Below are 25,355 nucleotides of genomic sequence, written 5' to 3'. Positions count from 1 at the left end.
GCCAGTATAAGCCAAGGCCACTTCGCAAACCACACCTTGCGTCGCTTATCCTTGGCTTATTCTCGTCTTATGCTATGAAGCTACCGTTATCGACGGCTGATGTGCCACCACACAATTGCGCCCTTGGCTTTTAGCTTCATATAAAGCCTCATCTGCGCCACTGATAAGCAAAGTGAGATCGCTGTGCTTATCGCCACTCACCACACCCGCACTCAAAGTCACCATCACCTCTGTCTCATCCAAGGGGTTTTCGATGGGCTGAGACTCCACAGCCAAGCGTAAGGTTTGCGCTTGGCGAACCCCCTGTTCGAGTGTGGTGTTCGGTAACAGCACAATAAACTCTTCACCGCCGTAACGGGCTATCATGGCATCAGCCCCAAAGAGATCGACCAAGGTAGTAGACACACTGACTAAGACTTCATCACCCATTAGGTGACCGTGCTCGTCGTTAATGCGCTTAAACTTATCCAAATCACATAAGATAAGCGTGTAGTTTTGCCCTGCTGTGCACTCTTGCCGCACCGCGTTCAATTGCTGCATAAATAGGCGGCGGTTCATTAACCGCGTTAGCGGGTCACGAGTCGACTCCCGATAAAGATCCAGCAACATGCGCAGCTGACCACTTTGCACCCACATCATGGCCAAGCTAAAACACAGCAGCAACCAAACTCTGTCTACCAGTTGGCCATTACTCAAGGTATGAGAGTCTAGCCAATAATCGGTACCCAGCACGGCGGCTATGATTAATATCGCCACCCTAAGCCCAGAACGTATCGGCAGCGGCAACACAGCGAGTAACGCCAATAAGAAATACGGGAAGGCGACATAACCCGCCGGCATGGTGGCAACATCGCGAAAGCTCCATAAGCTCACGGCGTTAAAAGCAAGCAAGACGACCAGTAGCGCAAACAGCGACAGCACCATCCAACGCCGATTAAGTTTGCACAAATAGCTGAGTGGTAATAACGGGGTGAGCATGGCACCCGTGATCAGGCGTACCTTCCACAATAGTTTAAAGTGCGCTGCGTCCAGCACCCACCAATCCACCGCTATCCAGCCGGCGATGCCGATAATCAACAAGGTCACCAGCCAGCGAAAACGTACCGCCACAAAACCAATGCGGATAAGCTTAAAATCGCGCGAGTGAGCGTGATCACTCCAGTATTCTTTTATCTCCAACTCCTTCCCCTTTTTAAATTCCATTGTGGTGACATCCCTTCACCCGCAAGAGTTCACGCCAAAGATCCACGGCCTAATTCAACGCCCACACACGAATGAGCCATTTGCTAACCATGTTGCCATGCCGCACATTAGCAGCAGCCAACAATGTGCGGCAGTGTATAATGCCAACCACGAAAAATCATTGCGCTAGATGCGGTTTTATTACTTGGCTCTAGGGCAAGTCTTACGATATGACGCTGTTTAGCTAACATTTTCAGCCCTTGTTACCAGCAGGAGGAGTTTACCTTGAGCATCAAACTCTATGGTATTAAAAATTGTGACACCATTAAAAAAGCCCGCAATTGGCTCACCAAGCATGAAATAACCTATCAATTTATCGACCACAGAGCAGATGGCTTAGATGCCACTCAGCTAAAAAATTGGTTAGAACAACTCGGCTGGGAGGCGGTACTGAATAAAAGAGGCACCACCTATCGTGCATTAACCGCCGAACAAAAAGATAACTTGGATGCAGAAAGTGCGTTTGAGTTATTGCTCGCGCAACCGGCCATGATCAAACGCCCACTATTACAAGTAGAAGACCGGCTAGTGTTAGGCTTCAATGACGCCTTGTACACCGACTTATTCTTGAAAGATCAGCGTTCAAAATAATTGTTTTTGAAGTGATTTTTCGACAGGGCTGTCTAACTCGTCCGCCAGTCTCGCTTAACTTAGGAACCGCTATGGATTCAGATTGTTTACTCGGACTCAAAAACTGTCACGTTGTGGATTTAGATGAAGCCGGGCATCGTCTACATCCCGCCGCTAAAGCCGCCTTTATCAGCATGCAAGCGGCGGCCCAAAAAGCGGGGTTTAACCTACAGCCCGCCTCTAGCTATCGGGATTTTGGCCGTCAGTTGGCGATTTGGAATGGCAAGTATGATGGCCAAAGACCCGTATTAGATAGCACAAGCCAGCCGCTCGATACGTTAAGTTTACCGCCCAAAGATCGTATTAACGCCATCTTGCACTGGAGCGCCCTGCCCGGCACCAGCCGCCACCATTGGGGCAGCGACTTAGACGTATATGATCCTACTTTATTGCCAAGCGATACTAAGTTAGCCCTAGAGCCATGGGAATACGACACCGGCGGCTATTTTTATCCACTGAGCTTATGGCTGGCCGACAATATGGCGCGCTTTGGTTTTTACCTGCCTTTTGCCGAGGCAAACGGCGGCGTAGCCAGAGAGCCGTGGCATCTAAGCTATATGCCGGTGGCGAAAATATGTGCCGGCCAGTTAACACCGGCGTTGGTGGCCAGCGCGTTAAGCACCCAGCAGATCAGTGGAAAAACACATATCCTTGAGCAACTAGACGCGATATTTAGTCGTTTTATTGCTCCCTCATTATTGGCTCATGCCGCTAATGTGCACACTATCAATATCAAAACGCCTGAGGAGTAACCTATGAGTACTTGGCTTTGGATTGCATTACCGCTGTTATTTGTAGTGGGCCTGTTTGTCAGTGCCCTCAAAGACACCAAAAACGTAGAACGTCAGGTGAAAAAAGACCGCGACAAAATGCAATTAAAAGATTGGGATCAGGAAGAACGCAAAGAAAAAGCCAAAGAAGAAAACTGGGGCGTACCGCCCGTCCCACCCGGTGAGTACCACCCAGAAGACGAGCAGAAACAAAAATACGATAAGCAGGAAAAGTAACAACGCGTGCTGTAAGAGGCTGAGGGCGCTGAACGCCATCAGCCTCTTAATTGAGCACATTAGCCAGCTGCTAACACTTGTTGCAAGGGCGTATGGCTTAAGCCGTGTGCTTCGGCGACCGCGGGGCAAATAACTTGTCCTTGGTGCACATTTAATCCTTGCGCAAAGAGCGGATCATTTTGCATTGCAGTTTTCCAGCCCAAATTCGCTAAGGCTTTCACGTAAGGCAAAGTGGCGTTAATCAAGGCGAAGGTGGAGGTATAGGCCACGGCACCCGGCATATTAGCCACACAATAATGCACTATGCCGTCTACTTCATAAGTGGGATCTTGATGAGTGGTAACGCGGCTGGTTTCAAAACAACCACCTTGGTCGATGGCCACATCCACTAGCACAGCGCCTCTGGGCATCAGTGCCAATTGTGCTTTGGTGACTAATTTGGGCGCCGCCGCGCCGGCAATCAAGACGGCACCAATCACCAATTCGCTGCGCACTAATTCTCGCTCTATGTTATCCACGGTCGAATACAAGGTTTTAAGATTTGGCCCGTAGAGCGCATCCAATTCCTTTAAGCGGGTAAGCGAAGAGTCCACCAAAGTGACATCCGCCCCTAAGCCCATGGCCATGCGCGCCGCGTTTACGCCCACCACGCCCCCACCCAACACTAATACGCGCGCCGGTGAAACGCCGGGGACGCCACCTAACAAGACACCGCGCCCGCCTTGGGCTTTTTCTAAACAATGAGCACCGGCTTGAATGGCCATACGCCCCGCCACTTCGCTCATGGGTGCCAGCAAGGGCAAACCGCCTTTATGATCGGTCACCGTTTCATAGGCAATGGCCGTGCATCCTGAGGCCAATAAGCCTTGAGTTTGTGCCAGATCTGGCGCCAAGTGCAAATAAGTAAAAATAACTTGGTCGGGCTTTAGCTGGTCATATTCATGGGCTTGGGGCTCTTTTACCTTAATAATTAATTCGCATCGGGCATAAATTTCCCGAGCGTCCGCCACCAACTCGGCGCCAGCTGTCGCATAATCGGCATCCGCCAAACCAATGCCAGCGCCGGCACCGCACTCCACTAATACTTGATGGCCATCGAGCACCAACTCTTTTACGCCACCGGGTGTTAATCCTACCCGATATTCATGATTTTTAATTTCTCGTGGAACCCCGATGAACATCTTTGCCTCTGTGAGCATACCTGAATGGTGCCATTATAGCGCAGCGCAGACACAAAGCAGCCGTCGTAACAGAATAAGGCTCATTTAAGGCTTTTTTTACCTGTCTAATAAATTGTTTACCTGCCTAATAACTATAAGTTACTCATATTCTGAACCATTCATTGTATTACTCAGCCATGACGGTGCCTTAAGCTGGCGTCCATTGCGCTTAGCCTGCGTGATAACGCTCAAAAATGCGGGGCCTGAGTCTTGCTGGTGCGATTAAAATATGCTCCATTAAATCTAGGTTCCAGTTAATTTATGCATGTTTTAACGTATGCTTGGAGTAATGACAGCGCGGAGGGAGCAAAATGGAACAACTGGAGTTTTTCGACGTAGCCAGCCCCTGCATTGGCGTGTGTCAGGTGAATAACAGAGGCTATTGTAAGGGGTGTTTTCGTAGCCGAGATGAACGCTTTGACTGGCTAAAATTCAGCAGCAGTCAAAAACGCGAGGTGATCCGCCTTTGCCAAGATCGTAAACGTCGCGTGTTGGCGGTAATACGCAAACGCCAGCTTGAGCTGGCCTTGGAGGAGCAGACCTCTCCACCGCAAGACTCGCTGGGGTTTTAGAACTCTATTTGCCTGTAGATTTAAAAATTAAGCATTCACCTTTGCCGCTAACCGCGCGCTTATCCAACCGCTAATTAACTGAGCCGGCTTATCTTCTAAATGCAGATGATGGCTGCCCACTAAGGTATGCAAGGTTAAATCAGGCACTTCTTCTAATAAGAGTTCAAGAAGCGCCAACTCTTCGCCGCCCTCGGCCATTACTAATAAAACGGGCATGCTCAATTGCTGCACGAACGCCACCAATTGCGCTTCACACAAGCGCACTAAAGACGGTTGCGTGAGCGCCATGTCTGAGCGCCACACCCAACCTTGTTCAGTCTGCTGCAGACCGCGTTCTAATAACGCTATGGCGGCACTTTTGCTTACCGGCCAACGGCTGTTCACCCGCGCTGCGACCGCTTGTTCAAAACTGGCGTATGGTTTGAGGCTGCGGGCACTTAAGCGGGCACTACGGCGCACCGCTTTGGCCATTAATTGCGGTAATTCTTCAACTGGATAAGCTAAGGGCACTAAGCCATCAATTAAAAACAACTGACTGATACGTTCAGGAAAGGCCCCCGCGAATAAGGTCGCCACGCCCGCCCCGAGTGAGTGACCGAGCAGCGCCACTTGCTTGAGCTTAAGCTCCTCTAGCAAAGCATAAACGTCCGCCACGTGATCCCAGCTGTAATAACTCTGGCCGCCGCCCAAGTGATCGGAAAAGCCGTGACCGGCAAAGTCTAAGGCGATAATGCGCAGCTCTGGCTTTAATGCTGACAACAGCGTAGCCAATAAGCTAAAACTGGCGGCATTATCCAACCAGCCATGCAGCGCAACTATTGTGGCACTTTCTGGCACGCTTTCGGCAGGCCCCCACTCCATCACAGCTAACTTGCGGCCGTGGCGCGCAAATTGCCAATTTTTATGAGCGACGATCACGGCTTCAGCTGCCAAGATTCAGGGTATTTATAGCCCTCGAAGCGCTTAACCGCGTAATCTTTAAAAGCAGCTGAGTTATAGGCATCGATGACATCTTGTACAAAGGGCGCGTCTTTATCGGCGCTGCGTACCACCACCCAGTTGATAAATTCATAACTGCGCTCTAAAAACAAGCCCTCGGTGAACGCAATGCCGCTGGAGGCTGCGTAGTTGCCATTGATCACCGCAAAATCCACGTCAGCACGGGCACGTGGCAATTGCGCCGCTTCCAACATCAGCAACTTAATGCCCTTGTTATTTTCGACAATATCAAACTCGCTGGCCTTTAACGGGTCGATACCGGCCTTTAAGGTGATCCAGCCTAAATCCGCCAGCATTAACAGCGCGCGGGCCTGATTACTGGGATCATTCGGAATCGCCACTGTGCTACCAACTTTTACCTTATCGAGCATTGGTAGCTTTCCAGCATACACACCCATAGGCCCGGTCGGCACCTGAGTAATAGGGCTTAATTCCAGCTGGCGGTCTTTGATAAAGCTCTTAAGGTAGGGTTGATGCTGAAAGCAGTTTACATCTATGGCGCCTTCGGCCAAGGCAATATTGGGGATCACATAGTCGGTAAACTCTACCAACTTCACTTTATAACCCTGCTGCTCTAAATAGGGCTTAACCGATTCGGTGACCATGTCGGCAAAATCACCCACTGTGGTGCCAATCACAATTTCTTTTTTATCCGCATCCACCGCCAAAACAGATCCAGAAAACGCCGCCAAAGCGAGCGCCAAGAACGAGCCACAAAATAGAGATGAAGACATTATGATTCCTTTAAATGAAGCCCTTCGGGCAGCGGTAAGCTTGAAGCCGTAAGCTATCAGCCAAAGATTAAGCGCTATACCGACCTAAACAGAAGGTCTTACATAGCAGAGTGTTTCTTGCCTGGCTCTTGATTTGGCTTTTCTTCAGTGGTTTCTGTGGATTCCGTGGCGAAGAAGTCTTTAGCTAGTAGCTTGGCCTTATCTATTCAATCCCAACTCTTTGCCGCTTGAGCGTCGCTGTCTTTAGCTTCTATCCAAACGGCTCCGTGAGTAGTTTGCTCTTTCTTCCAAAACGGTGCCTGGGTTTTTAAGTAATCCATAATAAATTGGCATGCGGCGAAGGCGGCGTCTCTATGCTGGCTGGCCACGGCCACCAACACGATTTGGTCACCTAATGCCAACGCACCAACACGGTGGATCACAGTGCAGCCCAATAATGGCCAGCGCGCTTGAGCTTGTTCAACAATAGCGTGCAGCGCTTTTTCGGTCATGCCCGGATAATGCTCAAGCGTTAAACCGCTCACCTGATTGCCATCATTCATCTCCCGTACCTTACCGACAAAGGTCACCACGGCACCGGTTTGGTGTGACGCACTTAAGGCGGCGTATTCTGCGGCCATATCAAAGTCTGCTGTTTGTATCTGAACTTGAGTTTGCACCTGAACTTGAACTTGGCTCATGTTAGCCCCCGGTCACGGGCGGGAAGAAGGCGACTTCATCTCCGGCTTTAATAGCGGTGCCAAGCGGAACTATGGTGTGATTCACCCCCACTAACAGCTTATGGGTGGCTAAGGCGCTGGCCCATGGCTCACCTTGGGCCGTTAAATGTTGGCGCAGTGCCTCTACGGTGGCAAAGTCGGCGGGCAGGGTGAGCTGCGCTTGGCCGACTTGCTCGCGAATTTTGGCAAAAAACAGCACTTGAATACTCATGCGTTAAAGTCTCCTGACTTACCGCCGCGCTTTTCTAGCAAACGCACGCCGTCAATCACCATGTCTTTTTGCACCGCCTTGCACATGTCATAAATAGTTAAGGCCGCAACGGAGGCTGCGGTAAGCGCTTCCATCTCGACGCCGGTTTGACCGGCTAATTTACAATAACTTTGAATGTGTACGCCGCCCTGCGCTGCATTGGGGGTGAGTTGTACTTCCACCTTAGACAGCGCCAGCGGATGACATAGCGGGATCAGCTCGGCGGTTTTTTTGGCTGCCATAATGCCGGCAATGCGCGCGGTGGCAAATACGTCGCCCTTATGATGTTGACCCGTGACGATCAATGCCAAAGTGGACTCATTCATCAATACCCACGCCTCGGCACGGGCTTCACGCACGGTCACGGCTTTGTCACTCACGTCCACCATGTTGGCCTCACCTGAGGCATTAATGTGCGTTAATTGAGTGGTGTTTTCGCTCATAATTGACTCGCTCACACTAGATGCTGCACAAAGTTGCAAGGCTTATGACGAGCGTCCAACTGCTCGGCCAAGATGCCGGTCCAGCCGGTACGGCACGCACCTGTCGAGCCAGGTAAACAAAAAATCGCCGTGTGATTCGCCAAGCCGCCCACCGCGCGGCTTTGCACTGTGGAGGTGCCGAGCTCTTGATAAGTGAGGTGGCGAAACAATTCACCAAAACCATCTATGGAGCTGTCAAATAGCGGCGCTATCGCCTCAGGCGTAGTGTCTCGGCCGGTAAAGCCGGTGCCACCGGTAATAAGCACCACTTGCACCTCGTTACTGGCTATCCAGCGGGAAACTAAGGCACGCATTTGATACTTATCGTCTTTAAGAATGACTTTCTCGGCCAACTGATGACCGGCGTCAGTAATGGCCTTTACTAAATACTGACCCGAAGTATCGGTACTTTCATCTCGGGTATCCGATACGGTCAACACGGCAATCTTTAATGGCACAAAAGCCAAGGCGGCATGACTCATTACATCCTCACTTATTTATTATTATTTACGTACGGCGCCGAGCGCTGGCGGTAAGAATTGAACTGCACAGCTACCCCATTCGCCGCTTTGTGGTCTTAGTCTGAATGTTGGGCTAAAACATCCTGCTGCGCAGGACCACCGAATAAATTGACGGCTGTAGGATCTATCGGCTTTTGTAGGCGAACACTTGTTCTCGCATTACGCCGCAGGCGTAAACCTCTAAACTCATCCTGCTACGCTGGCCCGCCGAAGTCCTCTTTACCAAAGAGACGCGCGGCTACAGCGCTCTTCATTCAACATTAAAAATTAACCATTCAACATTGCTCGAAGCGCTTACCCGCCAATCGACGCTAAATTTGGCGTCATGCCGCTGTGGCCTTCATGCAAAAAATGGGTGGCTTTTTTATCGACTAAGGCATCACTCAAGCGCTGTTGCAAGCTGCCAATCTGGCTGTCGTCTGTCAGCAAGTCGCGCAGATCCACGCCGTAATCACCAAATAAGCACAAATGCAGCTTGCCAAGTGAAGACACGCGCAAGCGATTGCAGCTGGCACAAAAGTCTTTGGCATAGGGCATAATCAGGCCGATTTCCCCTTGATAATCGGGGTGATAAAACACCTCGGCGGGGCCATCGTTAAAAGCTCGCATCTTTTGCTGCCAGCCAAGGTGGAGCAGCTGCGTTTTAATGAGCGCACCGCGCACATGATGGCGATCGAACAACTCGTCCATTTCACCGGTTTTCATTAACTCAATAAAGCGCAATTGGATGGGATTGTGTTTAATCCAGCTTAAGAATTGCTCCAAATCATTATCGTTAAGGCCACGCATCAAGACGGCATTCACTTTTACTTGTGAAAAACCTGCCGTTAAGGCCGCATCTATGCCGGCCATTACCTCATGAAAACGGTTTTGCCCGGTGATTTGGTGAAACATGCGCGGATCTAGGCTGTCCACACTGACGTTGATGGCGGTCAAGCCGGCTTGGCGCCACTCATGGGCTAACTTGGCCATGCGATAACCGTTAGTGGTCATGGCGACTTTTTCAATACCTGGAGTATTGGCCACGGTTTCGATGATCTGGGTAAAATCTTTACGCAGTGAGGGCTCGCCGCCGGTGAGCCGCACCTTACTGGTGCCCATACTGGCAAAGGCTCGGGTCAAACGGGCGATTTCCGCCACGGTAAGAAAGGACTTTCGGCCCTCGGGTTGATAACCGTCAGGCAGGCAATATTGACACTTAAAGTTACAGACATCCGTGACCGACAGTCGCAGATACTGAAACTTACGCGCGAACGCATCTTCTAATTCCAACATAAAACACCTTTCCAATATGGGAGGCCGGGGCATTTCTCCCCCTACCCTTACAGCACTTGGCTGAGCGGTCTGGCCACCTTATTGCCTGTTTCTTTCACGTAGGCAACGTAGGCGGTTCAGACTCGGAGTTTTGATACGGCTTACTTAAGCAAGCTTACACTCTCACCTTAAAGACAATGTTAGCTTTAGATCAAGATAAACATAAGCGCCTTCGTCATTATGGGATCTGGCTCGCTTGCTGAGCATTAAAATACACAAAGCAACCAAGAATCAATAAGCAGCAGCTAAAGCAAACCGCCTCTTAAAACGCGGTTTTTTTTGCGTTATGCAATGGCTCTGCACTATCAAAAAAGCGTAATACTCAATAGACACGGGCTTTCGCAAGTTGGCATGAATATTTCATATGTTAAGGCAGTTGTTTTTTATCCCGTGCTCTCTTCAGCTTATGCTGAAGTTCGGCCAACCTGCTTGGGTTGGCCATTTTTTTACGCGTAATTACTAACGCGTCTCATTTATGCTATCGGCAACCAACAATAAGGTTTCATCCAGCGCCGCTTGCCAAGCCGTATATTGCGCGGCGATTAATGCCGTATCGCCCTGCTTACAAGTCTGCTCCAGCTTTTCACTTAAATACTGGCAGCGCAGCGCACCATAACTGCCGCACGCCGAGGTCAGGCTGTGGCACAAGAGTGCCATCTGCTGCGCATTTTGCTCGATAAACGCCTGACGTAAAGCCTCACCTTGGGTTTGGCCATCCTCTAAAAACAGCGCCAACAAGCGCGCCATAACCGGCTTGCTCAGCTCCTGCTCCATGCGGCTTACCTGCTCGTCATCCAGAAGCGGTAATTGGTGTTGTAAACTTTGCCAATTAAGCATCATGCTCATCCCAGCTTTGTAATTTGCGATAAATAGTCGAAGGGCTGACTTCCAACAGCGCCGCCGCTCGTGACACGTTTCCTTGGCAGTGACTAATCGCTCTTTCTATCGCCTTACGCTCTAATACCGCCAGCGGCACTATGGGTGCTGGCAAGGTATCTTGTGCTAACCATTCGCCAGAAATGGCTTGCGCCGTGGGTCTGTCTAGTGGCGCCGGTAACATGTCCAGCTCTATCCATTCCCCTTGATGCAACACCACCGCATTACGGATCACGTTTTGTAATTGGCGCACGTTGCCCGGCCAGTGATAGCCCTGCAATCTGTCTTTGGTGGCTTCCGATAAGCCCACAAACGACTTACCCTCTTCGCGAGCCGCTTGGCGCACTAAGGCGGTAGCTATGCTGAGCACATCGCCGCCGCGCTCACGCAGTGGCGGCAAATCGATCGGGATCACGTGCAAGCGATAATATAAGTCCTCACGAAAGCGGCCTTGCTCTACTTCCACTAGGGGATCACGGTTGGTGGCACAAATAATGCGTACATCCACCTGAATTTGTTGCGAGCTACCCACCGGCTGAATTTGACCTGATTGCAAGAAGCGCAATAACTTACTTTGCAGCTCCAAGTCCATTTCGCAAATTTCATCCATGAACAAGGTACCGCCATTGGCGCGGATCACGGCACCATCTCGGTCTTGCAGCGCGCCGGTAAAGGCACCTTTGATATGACCAAACAGCTCGCTTTCCATCAAGTCTTTGGGAATAGCCGCGCAATTTAGTGCAATAAAAGGCCCGTCTTGTCGGCCACTACGCTGATGCAGCGCTTCGGCACACACTTCTTTACCGGTACCACTTTCACCGGTAATGAATACCGTGGCGCTACTGGGTGCGGCATTCTCAATCAAACGATAGACTTTTTGCATCGGCAAGCTGGCACCAATGAAGCCCTGAAACGGTTCGCCTTCAATATCATGACGATAGCTGTCGAGCAGTTGGTTGAGTTGGCGAAACTTCATGGTGTTATGCAAGGTGACTTTAAGCCGTTCAATTTCTATCGGTTTATTAATAAAGTCATGGGCACCAAAACGCATCGCTTCTACCGCCACATCCACTGAGCCGTGGGCGGTGATCACTATGGTAGTGATGTTTAATTTTTCACGATGCAGCCACTGTAATATGTCCATGCCCGGCATATCGGGCAGGATCAAATCCAACAATAAAATATCAGGCGCATGTTGCTGTATGTGCTCAATGGCCGCTTGGCCATTATTCACTACCGTCAACGACAGCGGTTCATCTTGCAGATAGGCTTGGTAAAGCGCAGCCAATGACGCCGTATCCTCTACCAGTAAAACATTTAGCCTTTCATCACCCATCTTGATTTCTCACTTTTAACTATTCGACTGCTATTTTTAAACAGATACGAAAAAATGCTTGCAGTAAATTAACCCAGTGTTAACATCACACCAACACAGTATGTGACTCATTTGTTACCTATGTAATCATCTGCACTGCCTATCTGTGATATTAAGCTTTGCACTGGGTTATGCCTTTTTCTTGGTTTAGGTTTTTGCTGCTGGTTTAGATTTTTCCTGCTGGTTTATATTTTTCCTGTAAGTGTGTTAGTAACGACAACTGTTTAGCCTTGTGGCTGCTGCGAAGCCAGAGTACTTGTGACTCTGGTTTTTTTTGTCTTTGCTAGTACACCAAATCAGGCAGCCAAGGGCCTTAAGCAGGGCTGTCGATATCAATAAATTCGACCGCTAAACCATGGTTGCTTGCCAGCCACTCACCCAACGCCTTCACGCCATAGCGCTCGGTCGCATGGTGGCCGGCGGCAAAAAAGTGCACCCCATATTCACGGGCCACGTGCACGGTTTGCTCAGAGATTTCGCCGCTAATAAAAGCATCCATACCCTGCTGTGCCGCTAACTCTATATAACCTTGGCCGCCACCTGTGCACAGCCCCACTCGGCGGATAAACTCAGGGCCGGTGTCGCTAACTTGCACTATGGTGCTACCTAATTGCTCGCTTAAGCGCGCACTCAGCTGCAGGCCGGTCAGCGGCTCGCTCAACTCGCCCCACATGGGGATTGACTGTGCATTACCCACTTCCAGTGGCCGCAGCTGATTAATGCCCAACAGCGCCGCCAACTGAGCGTTGTTACCCAACACAGGCGCAACATCGAGCGGCAAGTGATAGGCATACAAATTAATATCATGGCTAAGCAAAGCTTTGAGGCGTCGGCGTTTCATGCCGCGCACCTGCTCATTCTCACCTTTCCAAAAATAACCGTGGTGCACCAGTATGGCATCGGCGTTGGCGGCAATGGCGTGGTCAATCAGCGCTTGGCTGGCGGTGACCCCCGTGATAACGGTGTGGATCTCGGCTTTGCCTTCCACTTGCAGGCCATTAGGGCAATAATCCTTGATAGCCTGTACGTTGAGCAAAGCATTTAGGTGCTGCTCAAGTTCTAAATTATTCATATTGCCCCCAATGTGCTTAATTATTAGTTGTGATTTCTTACTCGCGCATGTTTGCTGCAAAATAGAAATACATTGTAAAACAAAAGGTTCCCATAAATGAGTACTGCTTTATCTTCTTTACTTGCGCAGCTCACAGACGCGACCGTTCGTGACTTGGCTTGGGCCTTGGCCAGTCCTAATTTATTGTCCGGCACTGTGCGTGATTCCACACTCGCCCCCAGTGATGCTTGGTATCAAGGGCTACTTAATGACTACCAGCCCCGATTATTGGCGCTCGACCAAAACCCTGAAGTGCTGCACTTACATTGTGCGCCCCAGCGGCGGCTCGGTTTATATTTTGAAGCCTTGTGGCATTTTTTCTTACTCGACAGCCCACGCTTTCAAGTGTTGGCCCATAACTGGCAACAGGTGGTAGATGGTACCACAGTGGGCGCCTTCGATTTTTTAGTTTGGGATCAACAAAGCCAACGTGTCGAGCACTGGGAATTAGCCGTTAAATTCTATCTGATCAGCCAGCAAGAAGATGCCTTCGATCATGCCTTTGGCATTAACACTCGCGACAAACTGCGGCGTAAACACCAACATATGCTTAACGGCCAGCTGATGTTGGGTAATCATCCCCAGGTAGCACTCAAACTGACCGCACTGGGTTTATTGCCTCAGCACAAGCGTTTGATCCTAAAAGGCCGTCTTTATTATCCGCCCCACGCTCAGCACTTTATCTCTAACAGTGGCGAGCGCGGCCAATGGGGCACGGCGCCACCCAGTAGTGACTTTAGCCCTCAGCACAAACTGGGTTGGATGACAGGCAGCCGAGCCAGTCACGATCGCCGACAAAACTTTATCGACTCGCAGGGTAACTGGTACATACAAGTAGATGAAGACTGGCTAGCCAGTACCCAGGCTAAAAATTAAGTTTAATTTAATGCCTGCGGCGCTTTGATGGCATCAGCAATGTTAAAAATCAATATTATTGACCTTAATTTACAATAACTTGCTTATTTTTAGCGCGTTTTAATTAGCGGTTGTGCAGCTACCCCCACCGACAGCACGCCTATCAGATAAAACAGGAACTTATTCAAGTTTATTATCTCAATGTCGATATAATCGGAGGATATTAATGGCATTAATGGCAGAGCGGCAACTTATGAACAGACGTAATGAGCATACAGTAAACGAAGAAGTCACCTACAGTAGCCAAGAGCAATTGGTATCGACCACTGATTTACGTGGTGTGATCACCTATACCAATGACATCTTTTGCCGAGTTGCCGGATATTTACCCGAAGAGTTACTGGGCAAGAACCATAATATTATTCGCCATCCCGATATGCCCAAGGCCGCGTTTCATGATTTATGGGTGCACGCCAAAGCTGGCCGCCCGTGGCGCGGGGCCGTAAAAAACCGTTGTAAAGACGGCCGCTATTATTGGGTAGATGCGTATGTGACGCCCATTTATGAAGGCGGTAAAATTATCGGTTATCAATCGGTGCGCACCAAGCTGAATGACAAGACGCGCGACATTGCCAGCCAAGCCTATCGACAACTCCTTAAACAAGAGCAACAAAAACGCAGCGCATCTCCCATGCTGGCCGCCGTTAAATCTGGCTTGCCGCTGGTGGGATTGCTGGCCTTGTTGGCGGTGATTGGCACTATGGGCGACCTGAGCACCCTTGGTTGGAGCTTATTGCCAATGGCTTGGCTGGCGGTTTGCTATCGCAAGTCATTGTTAGGCACTCGTCAATTTTTAAATGACTTAACCAAGGAATACGACAGCATCTCGCGCTTGGTGTATTCCGGTGATGCGCCCCATGCCATTGCCGATTATCACTTAAAGATGTGGCAAGCTCGCACCCGCACCATTTTGGGCCGCGTGGATGATGCCACCGGCTCCCTCAAAGGGCTGGCCAGCTCTATGCTCGCAGCCATGACGGGGGCGCGCCAAGATTTAAGCCAGCAAGACAGTGACACCCAGCAAATTGCCGCGGCTATTACTGAAATGTCCGCTACCGCCCATGAGATCACACGCAATAGTCAGCAAGCGGCCAGCAATGCCGAAGAAGCTCAACATCAATGCCAGTTAACGCAAGAGCAACTTGAGCAAACTCGAGTGCGCATCGTCGGTTTGGCCGATGAAGCGAAACAAGCCGCCGCTGCCACCTTGGCATTAACCGAAGAGTCTAATCGCATTGGTACCTTAATGGGTGAGATACAGGGCATTGCCGATCAAACCAACTTGTTAGCCTTAAATGCCGCCATTGAAGCGGCGCGCGCCGGTGAGCATGGTCGTGGCTTTGCGGTGGTGGCCGAAGAAGTACGCGCGCTGTCTACGCGTACCCATGGTGCCACCGAACAAATTCAAACCAGTATCAATCACATTCAGCAAACGCTGGCCAAGTGGCATGTGATGATGGACACCAATATGGCGCACAGCCAAGAGTGCGTGGCGGCGGCCGAGGCCGGCAGTAATAGCTTAAGCTGCGTGTTGGGTGAAATAGATCAAATCGTGGCCATTACGGTAGAAATATCGTCCGCCGCCGAGCAGCAGCAACAAGTAGCGGAAGAAATCGGTGAGAACGTACACCAGATTTCGACCACCTCTTCAGCTAACTTAAGCAAAATAACGCAGGTTGAAGACTCCAGTAAAGAGCTGCTCAACCGCTCCCAAGGGCTGAATGACTTAACTCGGACTTTCTCCTAAGCCACCATTTATGGCCGTCACTGCAAGTCAGGTCACTGCAAGCCAAGCCAAGATCCTTAAGCTGTTGGCTTTGGTCCCCTATGGTCGCGTGGTGACGTACGGCCAACTGGCCGACTTAGCCGGTTTGCCCGGCCGCGCCCGCTTAGTGGGCCATACATTGCGCACATTAGAAATGACTGAGCAGCCTTGGCACCGCGTGGTGGGTGCCAATGGCCGCATCAGTTTACCCAAAGGCAGCCCCGCTTGGCTTGAGCAAAGACAGTTGCTACTGGCTGAAGGCATTAGCTTTAGAGGCAATGCCATTAGTGGCCAGTGCGTTAACATGCGCGAATTTCAATGGCGGCCCGATCTTGGCGAAATGCTGATGCTGTTTGATTTTTAATTATGTAAGGAGTGAAGGGGGAGGCGTGAGGTGTAGCGAGCGAGCCTGATGACTCGCGGTTTAGCTCTTTACCCATTACCTCACTCTTTACCAATCCTAAAACAACCCCAACTGCTGGCCGCTGATGGCATCAAAATTTAAGCCGATAAAAGGCAAGATGGCCTCGGCCACGGGCTTAAGTTGCTTATCCACGTAATGCTGATAATCCAAGGCGGATTGCACATATTCTTGGGGCTCTGGGCCATTCACCGTCATCAGATAACAAATTATGCCTTTATTTTGATAGCGCAGCGGCAATCCGAGGCGAGCGTTATGCTCGTCGGCTTGGCGGGCGGCACGCACTTGTGGGGGTTGCGATTTCACGTATTGCGCCAGCGGCCTGCGCAGCCGCTTGCGATACACTAAATCCGCATCAAACTCGCCGCTTAAGGTTTTCTCCAAGGTGGTGCGCACGAAATCGCTGGGATCCTCATCGTTAAACACCAACCGATATAGCTCCATTTGAAAATACTTAGCCAGCTGTGTCCAGTCGGAGCGCACGGTTTCTAGCCCTTTAAATACCAGCTGGTGGTTTCCGTTATGGCAGCTTAATCCGGCGTAGCGCTTTTTTGAGCCTTGCTCTTGGCCGCGAATGGTCGGCATTAAAAAGCGCGCAAAGTAACACTCAAATTGCAGCTCTAGTTGGCTGTCTAATTGCAACTCTGTGGCTAACTTTTGTTGCCATTGCTGAGTAAGCAGCGCGGCTAAGCGTTGCCCTTCTGCACTGCCGCTGTGCTCGTCTTGCTCACCTTTAAGCAACACAAATAAGGAGTCGGTGTCGCCGTAAATCACCTCGTGCCCCTGCTCGCCTATCCAGCGGGCACTTTGCTGCATGATTTCATGGCCACGCAAGGTAATGGACGAGGCCAAACGGGTATCGTAAAAACGACAACCTCCCGAGCCCAGCACGCCATAAAAGGAGTTCATTAAGATCTTAATGGCTTGGGAACGCGCTTGATCTTGGTCGCGTTTAGCTTGATCTCGCTCCTGCCATAAGTGTTTGATAATGGCCGGCAAAAAATGCTGGTGGCGAGAAAATTGCGCGCCCCTAAACCCCGGAATGGCATCCACTTCTTGAAGCCCCAGCACCAAACCCAACGGGTCGATATGAAAGGTGCGAATAATGGCCGGATACAGGCTTTTAAAATCCAAGACCAAGACATGGCGATACAAACCTGGTCGTGAGTCCATTACATAGCCACCTGGGCTGGCTAAGTCACCACCGGCAGGCAAATTGGGCGCCACGTAGCCGGCACGATGCAAATGCGGTAAATATACCTGCGTAAAGGCCGCCACAGAGCCACCAATGCGATCCAGCTCCAGCCCCGTGAGTTGACTGCGTAACCGCAGAAAATCCAGCAAGCGGGTGCGGGTGAAAATATCCCACACCAAGCGACAATCTTCTAAGTTATAGGCGGCCAGTTTAGGCTTATTTTGCCAGAAATCGCGGGTAATAGTGGCTAAGCGATTGGCTACGTCTTCGGTGTGCTTGCCACGCCCTAATAGCTGTTGTGCTACGTTTTCTAGGCTGAAACTGTCAAACTGATAACAGGCAGTTTTTAATGCATCTATGCCGTCTATCACCACCCGGCCCGCCAAGCTAATAAAGGTTTGGCCGGTAAAGCTCGACTCGCGCATAAAAGCCGGCTCACCGCCGCGCCCCAAACGCAACGTCAGCCCGTGCAAGGCGGCGCGACGTAGCAATAACTTAAAATCAAAGCCCACCACGTTCCAACCGATAATGATGTCTGGATCGTATTGGCTTAAGGTGTGCTCGAGTGCTGTGAGTAACGCCGCTTCATTGGCCAGCCACTGAATATCGGTCTCTGCAGGCTCGGGCTGCCCTATCATCAATACCCGCGCCAGCTTATCTTCATGTAAGTTGTTACCACCTAAGCCACCACTGGCTAGATTTTCGCCAAACAGGCCAATCGAATACAGCTCACCTTGGCCCGAGCATTCAATGTCTAAAGACAGCACCCGAAATTGCGGCTCATAGTCACTGGGTTTTAAACGCGCTTGCGTAAAGTGGCGAAAGCTCGGTGCTGGGTTGATTTGTCTGTGTCCAATTTGTTCTTTACCCACAAAGGCCACGCCGCCGCGAATAAAGCGGCTCAGTAAGAAGCGCTCATGCAGGCGAATATCATCTTCAAACACACTCACGCCGGCTGCGCGCAAGGCTTCGGCGGCAGATTTGTGTTGGGCAATGCAGGTAAAATAGAGCACAGCCACGGAGGCCAGTTCTAGGGTTTGCAAACCCGGCTCCGCCCACTGATAGACTAATTTGGCCTGAGTTAAGTTGTGCTCGGCCTGCGCACGCTGACTAATGGGCACCATCAATAACGGCCGCTCGCCAGACAATTGCAGGCGCACCGGCCCCTTATTGGTGCTCAGCCAATAGATAATCTCACTGCGACCATGGCGATCGCGGCTGTGGCGGGTTAACAGGAAGCCCTGTTCTATATTGGTCATAGCGGGATTGTACCAAATTCAGGCCAGCGCCGAGCCTTGAAAGACAAGGTTGAGTTTTTATTGGTGAATGATGACTGGTAAATGGTGAGCCCAACCCAACACAGTGGCGAAGTCCTCTTCAACGAAGAGACGGGTGCCTACAAAAAATAACACGAGTAGTAGCCATGTGACTGCGATGAGATCTGCTCTGGCCTACATTAAAAATTAAGCATTCAACATTGCGCTAAGCGCACAAACAACACAGCCCCGAAAAACGGGGCTGTGTGCAGAGTACTTGGCCATATTAGCGCATTAACGCATTAACGCATTAACGCAGTAAGTCGGTGCGCTCAAAGGCGGGCACTAAGGTATTACTCAATTTACGTAATACCTCGTTCGATACCGGCACTTTATTCTTATCACTAAAAGTAATGCTGCTTTGGCTGCCTAAGTCACCCAGTTGCACGCGGTAGGCTTGCTCAGGAATATCTAAAGCAGGCAATTTTAAGTCTTCCCACTTGCCCTTTCTCATGCCGTCAAACTCAACGTCCACATAGCCCAAGGCTTGCTGGCGATTGGTGAGTTCAAAGCCCAATTTCGGCAATAAGGTCACTAGGCGTTTCCAGCTACGGTCATAGCCTTCACTCACTAACAAACGGCCTTGGGTAGACTCTAGCGTTAACTGGATCGGGCTTCTGTCGAGCAGTTCTTGCTGCTTGGTAAGCTCACGCTGATAGGCCAACGAGAAGGCGTTGATCATGCTGGCTTCGTCTCTTTGCTTGGTTTGAGCGAGCACTGGCTTTTGCTTCGATGCCGCATCAGACTCGACTAGGGTCACCTGCAGCGAAACCGCGCGACGTACCTCATCGGCGCTCAGCTGCCAGTTAAAGCGTTGTTTAGGGCTACCAATGGGGTTGCCATTCGTGCTCCAACCCAAGGCGGTTTCACTGGCATCGGCTTTTTTATCCTTAAAGAAAGCAGCCAGCGCCGTGTTGAGCTCTTGCTGTAAGGGCTGATCTAGGCGCTGTTGATAAAACCACAACCCAGTACCGCTTTCGAGTATTTGCGAGCCGCGCACTAAGGGCAGCACCTGAGTCGGAGGACGCACGTCTACGTCCTTGCCCGTCACACCCTGACTTTCGAGGGCGCTGGCTTTGGGGATCACATAGTCATTGTTAAACGTGGGGGCTTCTAGCCCTGCGGGAATCATAAGCGCCGCGGTTCTGAGGCTGGCATCTTCATATTCAAACCCCCGATTCGCCTGCGCACGCTTTTCGGGATTACTACAGCCAGCCAACACACTGACGGCCAGCAGGCTGATTATCATCTTGTTTGTATTCAAAAGTTTGTCCACGCCCTATTCACTCCGCTTTAATTAACGCTTACGTTGCCGGTTAACACCCTGATTGTTCAGGGGCAACTTGCTTAAATCCATTTCTCGGTTAGACATTTCCCATTTAGGCAAAGGTAAACGCGGTTATTCGTTATGCTTGATCTTGTTTAACTCAGCTTATGTGCTTGGCGTACTGAGTCTTACGATAAGCGGCCATGATAAACGCAAGCTTCATCCAGCGCCTAACACTTTACCTTATCCAGAAAACTGCACTCAAAAAATCACGCTAAGAAACCATGCCATTAAACAATGCTATAAAACCATGACTACAGAGTGAGCCATAGCAATCGGGGCTAGCACCTTAAATAGCGCAGGTCTGTGGCCAGCTTAAACAGTAAGGCTAAAATGAGGGGTTATGGTAGTGGTGGCAAGGGATGAATACAAGAGAGCCGCTGGAGACCAACGCAATTTATGCTAGGATCAACCTCATCTCTTTCTCATCAATTGGATAAATATCATGACTTATTTACCTGCTGGCAGCCCTGCCCCCGCCTTTACCCTACACGACCAAAATGGTCGGGCCGTGAGCTTAAGTGACTTTAGTGGTCAAAAAGTCTTGGTTTATTTTTATCCTAAAGCCATGACCCCAGGCTGTAAAGTGCAAGCCTGCAGCCTTCGCGATAGCCAAGCTGAGCTGGCCGCACTTAATACTGTCGTGTTGGGCATTAGCCCTGATCCGGTGGCGCGCCTAAAGAAATTTGAAGAAAAAGAGGCGCTAAACTTCATGCTACTTTCTGACGAAGACCACGCCGTGGCCGACGCCTTTGGTGTATGGGGACTCAAGAAGTTTATGGGTAAAGAGTACGACGGTATTCACCGCATTAGTTTCTTGATTGATGAGTCTGGCACAGTGGCACACGTGTTCGACAAGTTTAAAACCAAAGACCACCACGAAGTAGTATTGAATTATTTAACTGAAAAATAAGCACCGAGCGCCTAGCACCAGGCGCCAAGCTAAAACCAGTAACTAAAGACTCTCTCGCCACGGAATACACGGAACAACACGGACGAAAAAACAGTAACCAAGTAACAATGATTAACGGTAAGCTCTTACCATATAAGCATTATCTGTTGTTGCTTTTTTCTGTGTAATTCCGTGTATTCCGTGGCAAAAACAGCACTTATATTTTCTTAGCTTGGAGCTTGGCGCTACTTGCTGAACTTCCCCACCAACCAAAATCCAGCCAGCATGGCGAGCACAAACACGCCCGCCTGCCACTGCAAACTGCCGAGCAAGCCGATGGCCGGCCCAGGACAAATGCCCACCAAGCCCCAGCCCACGCCAAACGTGGCTGCACCTATGATTAAGCGCTTATCAATTATTGGCGCTGGCACCTTAGGCAAGTCGCAGCCTATGGCACACTGCACACGGCCTGTGCGCGTCCACCACCCATAACCGGTGGCAAACACACCAAGCGCACCGCCCATCACCAAGGCAAGGCTGGGATCCCAGTTGCCGGTGATATTTAAAAACCCCTGCACCTTAGCCGGATTTATCATGCCGGATACGGCTATGCCTAGCCCAAATAAGGCGCCCGCTACTAAGGATATCAATAACAAAGCTGTGTTCTTCGTCTTCATGGCGCTAACCTCCCTCTTTTTCATGCCCCTGGACCAAGCAAGGTCACCGTCACCATGCCAGCCGCCATAAACACTAAGGTCGCGACGAGAGAGCGCCTAGAAAAACGCCCCATACCACAAATACCATGACCACTGGTGCAGCCATTGCCAAGGCGCGTACCTATGCCCACCAACAAGCCGGCTAATACCAACTTAATGACCGAAAACTCCGCCAAATTGGGCACGGCAATTTGTTGGCTAGCAAACAAAACTGTCGGTACCAATACCAACCCCAGTAAAAAAGCCAAGCGCCAGCTCTTATCGGCGTGCTGATCCCTGTTTGCACGACCTAAGCCCGCAATAATGCCGCTGATACCAGCCACTTTTCCCGCACCCAGTAACAGCAATAAGGCGCCCAGCCCAATGCTGACTCCGCCCAATAAAGCAGACCAAGGCGTGAAATTGATAATCGTCATAAATACACCTCACTAAATTAGATGATCCTAATCATACTAGCCACCCATACATTAGCAACATCTTATTTATGGAGCCAAGCTAGCCTGTTTGTTTAACTATTTGAGTTATTTGTACTTATTACACGCTCAGCATGGCCAACTTAAGGCGTATTACTTACAATGGCGCAGCCTGTTAACTCATATCGCCGCATATCTCGCCTTAAGCTGTGCGAACTCACAAGGAATCGCCATAATATGCAGTTACCTGCATTATATCGTCCGTTGCATCAGCTCTGTTTTTTCCGTTTAGACGCACAGTTTTATCTGACGCCATTAACAGCAGAACCTAGCGATCCATTACACCTACCCGATGCAACACAGTCACTGTTAAGTCAGTTGTCTGAAAACGATAGACGCCAACTTGAGCAAGTGTGCGCCACCGGCGCCGCCACCCGCTTAGCGCTCACCATTAAGGAGCGGCGCTGGATCTGCCATTTAGCCCCAGTGGACAACCATCACTGGTTGCTCAGTGCCGATATGGCCGCCCATCAGCAATGCGACCAACTGGGCCTGACCGAGTGGCAATTAGCCCAGCAGTGGCAAGACCCGCAACGCCCGGGGTTTAGCATGCCGGAGTTAATGGATAGCTTGTTGGATGAGCAACATGCGGATCGGGTGATCTTGTGGCGCCACTATCATGATGACGAAGTGCTGCGCCCGCTCTATAGCCAAGGCATGACCTTTAATTTTCAGCCCGTAAAGGCCGAGCGCCATTATTTGCGCACCTTGCAACAAAGAGGCGCCTTGAGTTACAGCCACTGTGCCGAACAGCCGCTGCTGAGTGCCTTCAATTACTTAGCAACCGACGGCATAGTGCATCGCCTCGATGTGCCGCTGCTGCTGGAGAGAAGATTAATCGGCGTACTGAGCTTAGAATACGCCCGCCCGCGCGCGGCGGTCACTCCCTCAGATATGCAGTTTGTGGCCAGCCTAGCCGCGCAACTCGCCGAGCTTATCAGCCAGCCGGTTAAACCTGAGCTATCAAGCACCCTAGACCAGCAGTTAGCAGAGCTTGCGCCCATTTTATTACGCCACACCGGGCAAGATTTTTTTAATCAATTGATGTTGCAATTAAGCCGCATGTTTCAGGCAGATATTGCGATGGTGGGCTTGATCTCTGCCTCTCAAGAAAAAGTGCGGGTGGTGTCTTGTGCCATCAATGGCGAACTGCAGCCGCCCTTTAGCTCAACCTTGGCGGGCACTCCCTGCCAAGAAAATGCGAATCAAACACAAAACGTTGTTATCTATCACCAAAATGTAACCGCTATCTTCCCGCATGCGCCCCTACTGAAAAAACACAACATTCAGGCCTATGTGGGGCTGTCAGTCAAAGACTCGGATCACAATACGGTAGGTAAATTAGCCTTATTTTTTAAACAAGCCTTACCTGCGTCCAGCCAGCTGCAATCCGTATTAGAGCAGTTAGAATACCGAGTGGCCGCGGAATTATTACGCCGGCGCGATCAAGAAACACTCATGGTAGCGGCGGTGGCATTTGATGCCCAACAAGGCCAATTTATTACCGACAGCGAGCTGCATATTCAGCGCGCCAATCAAGCGTTTATAAAACTCAGTGGCTATTTATGTAATAATTTACTGGGCCGCTCGGCCTTAAGCTTGCGCACCGACACCCCTTTTCACGCCGGTATAGACACCATTACGCACAGCTTAGAGCAGCACCAGACCTGGTACGGCGAGCAACAGCTCACGCGAGCCGACGGTCAAACAGTACCCGTAGCACTGCGTATGTCACAGGTGAAAGATAAACTTGGCGTTGTGCATTATGTGTGTGATGTAGAGGATTTATCCGAGCAAAAGCTGACTCAGCAACGTATAGAAACCATGGCCTATTTCGATAAGCTCACCGGTTTGCACAATCGTCATTATATGGTTGACCACATCAGCCACACCATAGCGCAAGCAGAAGAAGAATCCAGCCGCGGCGCCTTATTACTGCTCGATTTGGATGGTTTTAAAAGCATTAATGACTCGCTCGGTTATCGCATTGGCGACAGTTTATTAATTCAGGTGGCCGAGCGTTTAAGGCAATTTAGCGCACGAATTGACGGTGTTAGCTTAGCGCGCATTGGCAGCGATGAGTTTGTGCTGCTTTGCCCCCGGTTAGGCCATGGCTACACCCAAGCTAAAACGCGCGCCGAGCAATTGGCGCACAGTTTAGGCGAGCAGTTTTTACTGCCGTTTCAGTTTGAAAGCCTACGTTTGCATGTGAGCACCAGTATTGGCATCAGCTTATTTCCGGTAGCGGGGCTGGGTTTAGAGGAATACTTGCGCCAAGCAGACACCGCCAATCATATCGCCAAGCAAGTGGCACCGGGTAGCCATGTATTTTTTAGCCAAGAAATGGCCGATGAAATTCAAGAACGCTTGGCGCTGGCTAATGCGTTACAGCAAGCACTGATCAACAACGAGCTGGAGCTGTATTTTCAACCGCAGCAGCGGGTCGTGGATAATCAGCTATCTGGCGTCGAAGTATTATTGCGCTGGTTACCCGAAGGTCGGCTGCCAATACCGCCCTCTGTGTTTATTCCCATTGCCGAAGAAACCTCATTAATTTGCGATATTGGCAGCTGGGTCTTACAGCAAGCCTGCGTACGTTTTGACGCTTGGCAAGCCTTAGCCAATCGCCCCGAGCGCTTGTCCGTTAATATCAGTGCCCGACACTTTAATAGCCCAGACTTTATTTCTCAGCTGTCGCTGCTTATGCACCAATATCCCAGCTGTCGCCATCATTTAACGTTGGAAGTCACCGAGGGCGTTTTTTTAGAAAACTTGCCCGAGAGCCGCAGTCGCATGGCGCGCATTAAATCGCTGGGCGTGAATATCTCGATTGATGATTTTGGCACCGGTTATTCCTCGTTCGCGTATTTACGAGAATTACCAGTAGATGAACTTAAATTAGATCGCGCCTTTATTCAGTACGTGGCCGAACGCCCACAAGACAAAGCCATTATTACCTGCCTACTGGAGTTAGCCCGCACTTTAAACATGGTGGTGGTCGCCGAAGGCGTAGAAACACCTGCACAGCTGGCCGCCTTGGCCGAGCTTAACTGCGATACTTATCAAGGTTACTTACGCGCCCGCCCCATGTCTGAAGACAACTTGATTACTTGGCTGAAGCAAAACGAGAAACAAAGCGAAAAGCAATAAAACGGCGTCAGTAAAATACAGGGCGCATTAGCCCTGTATTTGTTTTCCTCTAACGGTAACGAGCAAGAGCTGTCTAATTAAGCGCCCTTGCCTTACTGATGGTGAGCATGCCAGAAGCCTGCAACATAAATCT

25 protein-coding genes and 1 riboswitch are annotated in these 25,355 nt (G+C 50.4%); of the genes, 9 read left to right on the top strand and 16 right to left on the bottom strand.

The annotated features are described in order from the left end of the window. Nucleotides 1–72: 72 nt before the first annotated feature. Nucleotides 73–1,203, bottom strand: coding sequence for a GGDEF domain-containing protein (locus ACEN2G_RS02145; RefSeq protein WP_442019816.1), 1,131 nt, complete (start codon nt 1,201–1,203; stop codon nt 73–75). 264 nt (nt 1,204–1,467) lie between these two features. Between ACEN2G_RS02145 and ACEN2G_RS02140 the strand changes: the two genes are divergently transcribed. The 3 genes from ACEN2G_RS02140 (at nt 1,468) to ACEN2G_RS02130 (ending at nt 2,879) form a co-directional block, all read left to right on the top strand. Beyond that, entirely contained in the window at nt 1,468–1,833 is a 366-nt protein-coding gene (locus ACEN2G_RS02140; RefSeq protein ID WP_442019815.1) for an ArsC family reductase, read from the top strand. Nucleotides 1,834–1,904: 71 nt separating this feature from the next. Continuing rightward, complete coding sequence (locus ACEN2G_RS02135; RefSeq protein ID WP_442019814.1) at nt 1,905–2,624, top strand: M15 family metallopeptidase; 720 nt, start codon at nt 1,905–1,907, stop codon at nt 2,622–2,624. A 3-nt stretch (nt 2,625–2,627) separates the two neighbouring features. After that, nucleotides 2,628–2,879 carry a hypothetical protein gene (locus ACEN2G_RS02130; RefSeq protein ID WP_442019813.1) on the top strand — a complete coding sequence of 84 codons (252 nt, stop codon included), beginning with the start codon at nt 2,628–2,630 and terminating at the stop codon, nt 2,877–2,879. Nucleotides 2,880–2,938: 59 nt separating this feature from the next. Here ACEN2G_RS02130 and ald read toward each other — a convergent pair whose 3' ends face one another. Further along, nucleotides 2,939–4,060, bottom strand: coding sequence for an alanine dehydrogenase (gene ald / locus ACEN2G_RS02125; protein ID WP_442019812.1), 1,122 nt, complete (start codon nt 4,058–4,060; stop codon nt 2,939–2,941). Nucleotides 4,061–4,410: 350 nt separating this feature from the next. On the opposite strand from ald, the gene ACEN2G_RS02120 reads away from it, so the two are divergent. Further along, nucleotides 4,411–4,671, top strand: a complete 261-nt coding sequence (locus ACEN2G_RS02120) for a DUF1289 domain-containing protein (RefSeq protein ID WP_442019811.1) — start codon at nt 4,411–4,413, stop codon at nt 4,669–4,671. Nucleotides 4,672–4,698: 27 nt separating this feature from the next. Here the strand turns inward: ACEN2G_RS02120 and ACEN2G_RS02115 are convergent, their stop codons facing one another. The 10 genes from ACEN2G_RS02115 to ACEN2G_RS02070 form a co-directional block, all read right to left on the bottom strand. Further along, on the bottom strand, nt 4,699–5,589 hold the full coding sequence (locus tag ACEN2G_RS02115; RefSeq protein ID WP_442019810.1) for an alpha/beta fold hydrolase: 891 nt from the start codon (nt 5,587–5,589) through the stop codon (nt 4,699–4,701). Then, nucleotides 5,586–6,404 (bottom strand): MetQ/NlpA family ABC transporter substrate-binding protein, encoded by an 819-nt coding sequence (locus ACEN2G_RS02110; RefSeq protein ID WP_442019809.1) that lies wholly within the window; start codon nt 6,402–6,404, stop codon nt 5,586–5,588. Before ACEN2G_RS02110 ends, ACEN2G_RS02115 begins: the two co-directional genes overlap by 4 nt. Nucleotides 6,405–6,610: 206 nt before the next feature. Continuing rightward, nucleotides 6,611–7,084 (bottom strand): molybdopterin synthase catalytic subunit MoaE, encoded by a 474-nt coding sequence (gene moaE, locus ACEN2G_RS02105; RefSeq protein WP_442019808.1) that lies wholly within the window; start codon nt 7,082–7,084, stop codon nt 6,611–6,613. 1 nt (nt 7,085) lies between these two features. Beyond that, on the bottom strand, nt 7,086–7,334 hold the full coding sequence (gene moaD, locus ACEN2G_RS02100; RefSeq protein WP_442019807.1) for a molybdopterin synthase sulfur carrier subunit: 249 nt from the start codon (nt 7,332–7,334) through the stop codon (nt 7,086–7,088). After that, the gene (moaC, locus tag ACEN2G_RS02095; RefSeq protein WP_442019806.1) at nt 7,331–7,816 is read right to left on the bottom strand and encodes a cyclic pyranopterin monophosphate synthase MoaC; all 486 of its coding nucleotides are present in this window, start codon (nt 7,814–7,816) and stop codon (nt 7,331–7,333) included. Before moaC ends, moaD begins: the two co-directional genes overlap by 4 nt. Before the next feature lie 11 nt (nt 7,817–7,827). After that, the gene (moaB, locus tag ACEN2G_RS02090) at nt 7,828–8,337 is read right to left on the bottom strand and encodes a molybdenum cofactor biosynthesis protein B (RefSeq protein WP_442019805.1); all 510 of its coding nucleotides are present in this window, start codon (nt 8,335–8,337) and stop codon (nt 7,828–7,830) included. Between the two features lie 333 nt (nt 8,338–8,670). Further along, nucleotides 8,671–9,651, bottom strand: coding sequence for a GTP 3',8-cyclase MoaA (moaA, locus tag ACEN2G_RS02085; protein ID WP_442019804.1), 981 nt, complete (start codon nt 9,649–9,651; stop codon nt 8,671–8,673). After that, nucleotides 9,640–9,791: riboswitch (molybdenum cofactor riboswitch) on the bottom strand. Its footprint overlaps the gene before it by 12 nt. A gap of 358 nt (nt 9,792–10,149) precedes the next feature. Next, nucleotides 10,150–10,530, bottom strand: coding sequence for an Hpt domain-containing protein (locus ACEN2G_RS02080; protein WP_442019803.1), 381 nt, complete (start codon nt 10,528–10,530; stop codon nt 10,150–10,152). Continuing rightward, the gene (locus ACEN2G_RS02075) at nt 10,520–11,902 is read right to left on the bottom strand and encodes a sigma-54-dependent transcriptional regulator (RefSeq protein WP_442019802.1); all 1,383 of its coding nucleotides are present in this window, start codon (nt 11,900–11,902) and stop codon (nt 10,520–10,522) included. The genes ACEN2G_RS02080 and ACEN2G_RS02075 overlap by 11 nt, the downstream gene beginning before the upstream one ends. A gap of 352 nt (nt 11,903–12,254) precedes the next feature. After that, nucleotides 12,255–13,013: a Nif3-like dinuclear metal center hexameric protein gene (locus ACEN2G_RS02070; protein WP_442019801.1), complete on the bottom strand. Its 759-nt coding sequence runs from the start codon at nt 13,011–13,013 to the stop codon at nt 12,255–12,257. A 96-nt stretch (nt 13,014–13,109) separates the two neighbouring features. On the opposite strand from ACEN2G_RS02070, the gene ACEN2G_RS02065 reads away from it, so the two are divergent. The 3 genes from ACEN2G_RS02065 to ACEN2G_RS02055 all read left to right on the top strand — a co-directional run bounded on the left by ACEN2G_RS02065 (nt 13,110) and on the right by ACEN2G_RS02055 (nt 16,096). Continuing rightward, a complete protein-coding gene (locus tag ACEN2G_RS02065) occupies nt 13,110–13,928 on the top strand; it encodes a DUF1853 family protein (protein ID WP_442019800.1) in 819 nt (272 codons plus the stop codon). A gap of 232 nt (nt 13,929–14,160) precedes the next feature. Next, complete coding sequence (locus tag ACEN2G_RS02060; protein ID WP_442019896.1) at nt 14,161–15,714, top strand: methyl-accepting chemotaxis protein; 1,554 nt, start codon at nt 14,161–14,163, stop codon at nt 15,712–15,714. A 10-nt stretch (nt 15,715–15,724) separates the two neighbouring features. Next, on the top strand, nt 15,725–16,096 hold the full coding sequence (locus ACEN2G_RS02055; protein ID WP_442019799.1) for an MGMT family protein: 372 nt from the start codon (nt 15,725–15,727) through the stop codon (nt 16,094–16,096). A gap of 96 nt (nt 16,097–16,192) precedes the next feature. On the opposite strand, the gene ACEN2G_RS02050 is transcribed toward ACEN2G_RS02055, so the two are convergent. Both ACEN2G_RS02050 and bamC read right to left on the bottom strand, forming a co-directional pair. Next, the gene (locus ACEN2G_RS02050; RefSeq protein ID WP_442019798.1) at nt 16,193–18,607 is read right to left on the bottom strand and encodes a DNA polymerase II; all 2,415 of its coding nucleotides are present in this window, start codon (nt 18,605–18,607) and stop codon (nt 16,193–16,195) included. 307 nt (nt 18,608–18,914) lie between these two features. Further along, nucleotides 18,915–19,928: an outer membrane protein assembly factor BamC gene (gene bamC / locus ACEN2G_RS02045; protein WP_442019797.1), complete on the bottom strand. Its 1,014-nt coding sequence runs from the start codon at nt 19,926–19,928 to the stop codon at nt 18,915–18,917. Nucleotides 19,929–20,436: 508 nt separating this feature from the next. Here bamC and bcp point away from each other — a divergent pair. Further along, nucleotides 20,437–20,904: a thioredoxin-dependent thiol peroxidase gene (bcp, locus tag ACEN2G_RS02040; protein WP_442019796.1), complete on the top strand. Its 468-nt coding sequence runs from the start codon at nt 20,437–20,439 to the stop codon at nt 20,902–20,904. 224 nt (nt 20,905–21,128) lie between these two features. Here bcp and ACEN2G_RS02035 read toward each other — a convergent pair whose 3' ends face one another. After that, nucleotides 21,129–21,560: a DUF6691 family protein gene (locus tag ACEN2G_RS02035; RefSeq protein WP_442019795.1), complete on the bottom strand. Its 432-nt coding sequence runs from the start codon at nt 21,558–21,560 to the stop codon at nt 21,129–21,131. A 20-nt stretch (nt 21,561–21,580) separates the two neighbouring features. Continuing rightward, entirely contained in the window at nt 21,581–22,015 is a 435-nt protein-coding gene (locus ACEN2G_RS02030; protein ID WP_442019794.1) for a YeeE/YedE family protein, read from the bottom strand. 234 nt (nt 22,016–22,249) lie between these two features. On the opposite strand from ACEN2G_RS02030, the gene ACEN2G_RS02025 reads away from it, so the two are divergent. After that, complete coding sequence (locus ACEN2G_RS02025; RefSeq protein ID WP_442019793.1) at nt 22,250–25,222, top strand: sensor domain-containing phosphodiesterase; 2,973 nt, start codon at nt 22,250–22,252, stop codon at nt 25,220–25,222. The last annotated feature ends 133 nt before the right edge of the window (nt 25,223–25,355 follow it).

The organism is Oceanisphaera sp. W20_SRM_FM3 (assembly GCF_052119705.1).
Lineage (GTDB): Bacteria > Pseudomonadota > Gammaproteobacteria > Enterobacterales > Aeromonadaceae > Oceanimonas.
The sequence above is the reverse complement of the archived record's forward strand: the minus strand, read 5'-3'. Positions and strand labels throughout refer to the sequence as shown.

Excerpts from the sequence above, each read along its gene's own strand:
- ACEN2G_RS02135 (WP_442019814.1), top strand. The coding sequence starts at position 1,905 with ATGGATTCAGATTGTTTACTCGGACTCAAAAACTGTCACGTTGTGGAT.
- ACEN2G_RS02035 (WP_442019795.1), bottom strand. The coding sequence starts at position 21,560 with ATGAAGACGAAGAACACAGCTTTGTTATTGATATCCTTAGTAGCGGGC.
- moaD (WP_442019807.1), bottom strand. The coding sequence starts at position 7,334 with ATGAGTATTCAAGTGCTGTTTTTTGCCAAAATTCGCGAGCAAGTCGGC.
- ACEN2G_RS02120 (WP_442019811.1), top strand. The coding sequence starts at position 4,411 with ATGGAACAACTGGAGTTTTTCGACGTAGCCAGCCCCTGCATTGGCGTG.
- ACEN2G_RS02075 (WP_442019802.1), bottom strand. The coding sequence starts at position 11,902 with ATGGGTGATGAAAGGCTAAATGTTTTACTGGTAGAGGATACGGCGTCA.
- ACEN2G_RS02080 (WP_442019803.1), bottom strand. The coding sequence starts at position 10,530 with ATGATGCTTAATTGGCAAAGTTTACAACACCAATTACCGCTTCTGGAT.
- moaA (WP_442019804.1), bottom strand. The coding sequence starts at position 9,651 with ATGTTGGAATTAGAAGATGCGTTCGCGCGTAAGTTTCAGTATCTGCGA.
- ACEN2G_RS02055 (WP_442019799.1), top strand. The coding sequence starts at position 15,725 with ATGGCCGTCACTGCAAGTCAGGTCACTGCAAGCCAAGCCAAGATCCTT.
- bcp (WP_442019796.1), top strand. The coding sequence starts at position 20,437 with ATGACTTATTTACCTGCTGGCAGCCCTGCCCCCGCCTTTACCCTACAC.
- ACEN2G_RS02025 (WP_442019793.1), top strand. The coding sequence starts at position 22,250 with ATGCAGTTACCTGCATTATATCGTCCGTTGCATCAGCTCTGTTTTTTC.
- ACEN2G_RS02145 (WP_442019816.1), bottom strand. The coding sequence starts at position 1,203 with ATGGAATTTAAAAAGGGGAAGGAGTTGGAGATAAAAGAATACTGGAGT.
- ACEN2G_RS02070 (WP_442019801.1), bottom strand. The coding sequence starts at position 13,013 with ATGAATAATTTAGAACTTGAGCAGCACCTAAATGCTTTGCTCAACGTA.
- ACEN2G_RS02050 (WP_442019798.1), bottom strand. The coding sequence starts at position 18,607 with ATGACCAATATAGAACAGGGCTTCCTGTTAACCCGCCACAGCCGCGAT.
- moaE (WP_442019808.1), bottom strand. The coding sequence starts at position 7,084 with ATGAGCCAAGTTCAAGTTCAGGTGCAAACTCAAGTTCAGATACAAACA.
- ACEN2G_RS02065 (WP_442019800.1), top strand. The coding sequence starts at position 13,110 with ATGAGTACTGCTTTATCTTCTTTACTTGCGCAGCTCACAGACGCGACC.
- ald (WP_442019812.1), bottom strand. The coding sequence starts at position 4,060 with ATGTTCATCGGGGTTCCACGAGAAATTAAAAATCATGAATATCGGGTA.
- moaB (WP_442019805.1), bottom strand. The coding sequence starts at position 8,337 with ATGAGTCATGCCGCCTTGGCTTTTGTGCCATTAAAGATTGCCGTGTTG.
- ACEN2G_RS02130 (WP_442019813.1), top strand. The coding sequence starts at position 2,628 with ATGAGTACTTGGCTTTGGATTGCATTACCGCTGTTATTTGTAGTGGGC.
- moaC (WP_442019806.1), bottom strand. The coding sequence starts at position 7,816 with ATGAGCGAAAACACCACTCAATTAACGCACATTAATGCCTCAGGTGAG.
- ACEN2G_RS02060 (WP_442019896.1), top strand. The coding sequence starts at position 14,161 with ATGAACAGACGTAATGAGCATACAGTAAACGAAGAAGTCACCTACAGT.
- ACEN2G_RS02110 (WP_442019809.1), bottom strand. The coding sequence starts at position 6,404 with ATGTCTTCATCTCTATTTTGTGGCTCGTTCTTGGCGCTCGCTTTGGCG.
- ACEN2G_RS02030 (WP_442019794.1), bottom strand. The coding sequence starts at position 22,015 with ATGACGATTATCAATTTCACGCCTTGGTCTGCTTTATTGGGCGGAGTC.